This is a genomic window from Microvirga sp. P5_D2, assembly GCF_054049475.1.
The window spans coordinates 1-4,983 of sequence record NZ_JBFUMH010000256.1; the positions used below are offsets into that span (position 1 = coordinate 1).

General features: G+C 55.7%; 3 protein-coding genes. All 3 read left to right on the top strand.

The window, feature by feature from the left end:
• Positions 1-160: 160 nt before the first annotated feature.
• A complete protein-coding gene (locus ACXJKO_RS29735; protein WP_457094624.1) occupies positions 161-1,660 on the top strand; it encodes a tetratricopeptide repeat protein in 1,500 nt (499 codons plus the stop codon).
• A gap of 232 nt (positions 1,661-1,892) precedes the next feature.
• Positions 1,893-2,813, top strand: coding sequence for a phosphatidylglycerol lysyltransferase domain-containing protein (locus tag ACXJKO_RS29740; protein WP_457094625.1), 921 nt, complete (start codon positions 1,893-1,895; stop codon positions 2,811-2,813).
• Positions 2,814-3,485: 672 nt separating this feature from the next.
• Positions 3,486-4,983: type I secretion system permease/ATPase (locus ACXJKO_RS29745; protein ID WP_457094626.1), on the top strand; the 1,498-nt coding region annotated here is incomplete at its 3' end.

The following is a 4,983-nucleotide window of genomic DNA, read 5'->3' on the forward strand; positions in this document are numbered from 1 at the left end:
ATAGCTCCCTTGCCTGTACAGCAGGCTCTGGCGGTCGGATGTTCTTCATGGGCACAATGGCGAATAAGGCAATATCGAGGGTGAAGCGGACAGCTTCCTCCGTGCTGCCACCTTGAGGGGCACAACAATCAAACCTTCCTAGGTCGTGCTGGAGGCCGCCGTGATCCCGCAAGCTTCTCAAACAAATCATGCATCAGCTACGGACGCCAATAGCCAAGCCGGATTGCCAGAGGTCGAGAGGCAAGTGCCGATCCATCTTGAGGCGGTGGCAGCTTTGCGCAAGGCCACGGAGAGTGTTTACCAGATCATCTTGGAGAAGCAGCCGACCGAGTATCGGGCTCCCTTAAATCTCGGCTATCTTGCCCGAGAGCGGGGCGATGCGGCTGCAGCGTTGAGCTATTTTGAAGTTGCGCAGGCCGCCAACCCACGTCGGACCCGTCCCAAGCTCGAGATAGCGCAGGAGCTTCGAACACTGTCGCGCCTGGACGACGCGGAGGCACTGTACTTGAGCCTGCTCAAAGAGCAGCCGAAGCTGGTGCGGGCGCTGGCAGGTCTTGGTCATATCGCACGCACCCGAGGCGAGCACAGGCTTGCCCTCAACTATTATCAAGCCGCTCTGGCGGCCGACCCCGCCCGGATAGACCTGAAGCTCAAGGTAGCCGCACAATTACGCAAACTGTTGCGCTTTCGCGATGCGGAGGAAATTTACCGCAGCATCCTTGTAGAGGAGCCTGACCATGCTGGAGCGCGGGAGCGGATCGAACGGCTTCCCAAGCCGGAGCCCACGGGCCTGCCGCCGATGGAAAGGTCCTGGCTTCAGCGCGAAACATTTGCTCGTGCCGCTGAATGGGGCCGGAACCTGGAGGCGCTGGGAGGAACGACATTCGATATGAGTCTGCTGGTGCTGGCGGAGGATTTTGCCCATGGCGCTACGGAGGAGGTGAAGCGGGATTGCATACTCCTCCGCTTGGGCAAGAAGACCAAGCTGCTGCCGTTGGTATCGGACTGGGACGCTTATGAGCAGGCTCTCAAACGAGAAACGCAGGCGCTCAATCCCGGTGACCTCCTGGGAACTGTGTTTGCACCGCATGGGGAAGGTTGGATGGGTAACATCGCCCCTCGCAGGAGCCGACACGAGTTCGTATGGAAACGTGAAACCGTGTCCGGAATGATCGGCTCTTCTCTGCAAGGGCACCGTCGAAACATTCGCAAGCTCTTGAAGGCAGGCGTGCATGTGGAGCCGATCGGCCCAGAGAATCTTGATCGTGTGATGGCCTGCAACGATCGCTGGTTCGCGGACAAGAAAGCAAAGGGTGAGACGACGTATTATCGAACCCGCACGGCGTGGAGCTTGGAGAATCTTGCCGCGCTTGAGCCTTTGGGCGTTCGGCACATTGCGGTGATGCTGGATGATGATGTGATCGGCTACACCGTCGGCAGCCATCTTGGCGTATCGTGGGCCACTTACGTTTATGGYAGAGGCGACAATCAATACGATGTGGGGCCTTTGATCGTTCATGAACACGCCAAGTTGTATCCTGATAGAGAGTGGATCAATTCCGGCGATGTGGGACGAAGCCGCGGGTTGGCTGAGTTCAAGCAGAAATTCACCGCGGGCGCCGGAGACAAACAGATAAAGTCTGGCTGGATACAGGCGTAACGGATGCCGAACTCTGGCACATTGGTGTGCCAGTGTCGGAACCAGCCCCGGAACCATAAACCTTCTGAAACCAACAGGATAATCCATCATCTGTAGTACGTAATGGGTACAACTCAATCCCATTGTTCCCATTGTCATTTCGACCGTCACAGTGAAGCCTGATCTTGTTTGGAACCGTTCGAGAAAAGGGTCGTCAGGGGCGACCAGCGTCCATTCCCGAGGTTGGTGAACGATGAATATGGCGCAGAGAAACATCGGTTTGGAAAACCTTGCTCCCGTCGAGATCAAGGATGCGGATATTTTCCTTTCGGCTGCGGAAGAAGCGCAGGTCAAGGCTTGGCTCTATTACTTCCCCTTGCTGCATTTCTACGGCCAGTTTCGTGCGCATACGCTGCACTGGGAGCTCTACGACGGCTCCGTTCTCGTCTATCAGATCCGCCGCCGGGAAGGACACTCGCGGATGGATCTTTATCTTCCCCCGTTTCCCTTTAGCGTCGCGGCGCTGCGTTATGCCCAGCAACGGATGCAGGAGTACAATGGCAACCGTACAAGCCGGATCGTCTGGGTGCAGGAAAAAGATGCCTTACCGGTCACTCGCGCAGGATTCGAAGTCTTCTTTAGGGAAGAAGAATTCATCTTCGATCGCGCGGCTGTCATGGGATTGGAGGGATCGAGCTTCAAAAAGCTGCGCAACAAAATAGCAGGCGCTCTCCGCCAGGGACACGTCGAGACACGGCCCTACACGGCTGCGGATCGGCCTGCCTGTCAAGCTGTCCTGGACGGTTGGCGGGAACGGTTGATCGCCAACGGCATTGCGCCGAACGGGTATCGCTACACGCGCGCTTGCTTGAAGACGGCTGAACGCTTTCCGCATGCACTTCTCAACGGATTGGTTGCCGAATGCGATGGGGTGGTACGCGGCTTCGCCTTTACAGGCCATCTGGCGCACACCTTGGGGTGCAACTTCCTTTGCATCACAGATATCAATTACCGTGGTCTCTCCTATCTCCTGTGCTATCGCCATATGGCGGAGTTTCCAGAACTGATCCATTTCAACGACTCGTCGGATACCGGACGGCCGGGGCTACGCGAGTCGAAGCAATTGTTCAGGCCCATCGAGATGCATGGCCTCTTCGGCGCTAAAGAGAAATGATCGCTAAAGCGCTTCTATGGCGGCATACTTACCAAGTCTCGCCATTGCGAGATTGCCTGCCAAGCTGATGATGAACCTTCAACTTGATACTGCGGTGATAAGCAGCTTCCCGAGATATTCGCGGTAAAACGGAAAGGGATAATTACTGCGAGGTAATTACAACGAACCCACCAATCGGAAGCCCTATACGCACGTTCGGTTTGGGGCTTTTCTTTGAAACTGCATGTGTCTCAAAAGGCATATATCGGAATAGGTATATCCAAACAGTGCTTCTTTCTTAAAATGGTTGTGAGGGCAATCATCAAAGTCCTTAGCCAGAAAGGGCTCAAGACGAAAAAGGGCTCAAGACGAATACGTGTCGTGAGAGCTGCGTGACGAGACCACGATTCAACGATTCCTGATCAGGTGCGGCCAAGGTCGCGCACGGGATAGAGCTAATCGCAGGTCGATTGAAATGGGATGAAGCCCGTGGGTCCGAATGATTGGAGACCCTGTGGAAGCGCCCGTAACTCCTGTTGATTTAGGAATCCTATGGCGAGGTCGAAAAGCAGAGAGTCTAAAAGCAGAAACCAGGTCATTCGCGCTGCTTGGCGAGCTTCCCGCCCTGGACTCGTAGCGGTCGTAATCTTCAGTGCGTTCATCAACGTGCTCAAGTTCTCAGTACCCCTTTATATGCTGAGCGCTTTTGATCGTGTTCCTGCGAGCCGGAGCGTCGAAACCCTCATCATGCTCACGCTCATCGTCATTGTCGCCCTCATTACAGGATTGGCGCTGGAAGTAGTGCGGCGACGGATGCTTTCTCGCTGGGGTATATGGATTGAGCAGCAATTCGGTGTGAGGCTACTACATGCCAGTCTGGCCAACAGATCGACCAGTGATACGCCCACCGCGCCGGAGGCGCTGGGGGAACTCTCTAATTTGCGCTCATTCGTGACACGGTCAGGAACATCATGGCTCGATGTCGTATGGGCGCCATTGTTCTTCTTCGGCATTTATCTCGTTCACCCCCTGCTTGGATGGGTCACGATAGGCGCGATAGTTATCTTGCTTCTGCTTGGTCCACTTCAGGATCTGATTACGCGAGGGACGCGGCGCGCATCACGTCAGGCTGAGAGCGCGGCCGATAGGATTGTAGCAGGCGCTGAAAGGAACATCGAAACGGTCGGCGCTCTCACCATGTCGACGAGCCTGACCGAACGGTGGCGGCGCAGCAACATTGCTCACCTTGAGGAGCGCGACAGATCCGAGGCAAATATCGCTCTCTTCCGAACCATGATGCGAGGATTGGGTCAGTGCTACAGGATCGCCATGATCGGCGTCGGCATATGGTTGTTTCTGCAGAATGAAGCGACTCTTGGCGGCATCTTCGCCGCGAGGATGATGGGGAGCTTTGGCTACTCACTAGCCGAGCGGGCAGTACGGGACTGGCGGTCATTGAAAGAGGCGGGCACGTCCTATCAACGGGTTAAGCAATTGCTTTCGGAGGAGGGCGAGAGGGAAGCTTCCGTCGCCGAAAGCACCAGCGAGGCCGAGCTGATCGTCGATAGTGTCAGCTTCAAATATTATGGCCGCCGCGATTACGTGGTGAGACGATTGAGCATTGAAGTCGGTCGTGGGGAGCTGCTTCTCATTATCGGTGACGCTGCGACAGGAAAAACAACACTCGCGCGTTTGCTGATTGGGCTTTTGCAGCCTCAATACGGCCAAATCCGCTTGGGCGATGTCGAGATCTGGCGTCTTCCGCCTGAAATGCGGGCACAATTGATAGGATATCTACCGCAACATACGGAGCTCTTTCACGGGACCGTGCGTGAGAACATCGCTCGTATGGGCGAGGGAAAATTCTCCGATGTTCTTGCTGCTGCGAAACTAGCAAACATTCACGATATCATCGTGCGGCTTCCTCAAGGCTACGATACTGAAATCAGCGAGGAAACGACGGGGCTGTCGGGAAGCGAGCGCAAGCGAATTGCCCTAGCGCGAGCCATTTACGGAACGCCCAGAGTGCTTGTTCTAGACGAGCCGGCCGCCAATCTCGATCGCCCTTCTCGAAGAGCAATGGAGGCTGCGATCGTTGAGCTGAAGCGGGCCGGAACTTCGATTGTCATGACACAAACGGCGCCGTCCGTTCGCTCAAGCAGAATAGCCGACAAGTTCCTGACTCTTAGCG

Bases quoted from the DNA above. Each gene is read 5' to 3' on its own strand.
- ACXJKO_RS29740 (WP_457094625.1), top strand. From the start codon at position 1,893: ATGAATATGGCGCAGAGAAACATCGGTTTGGAAAACCTTGCTCCCGTC.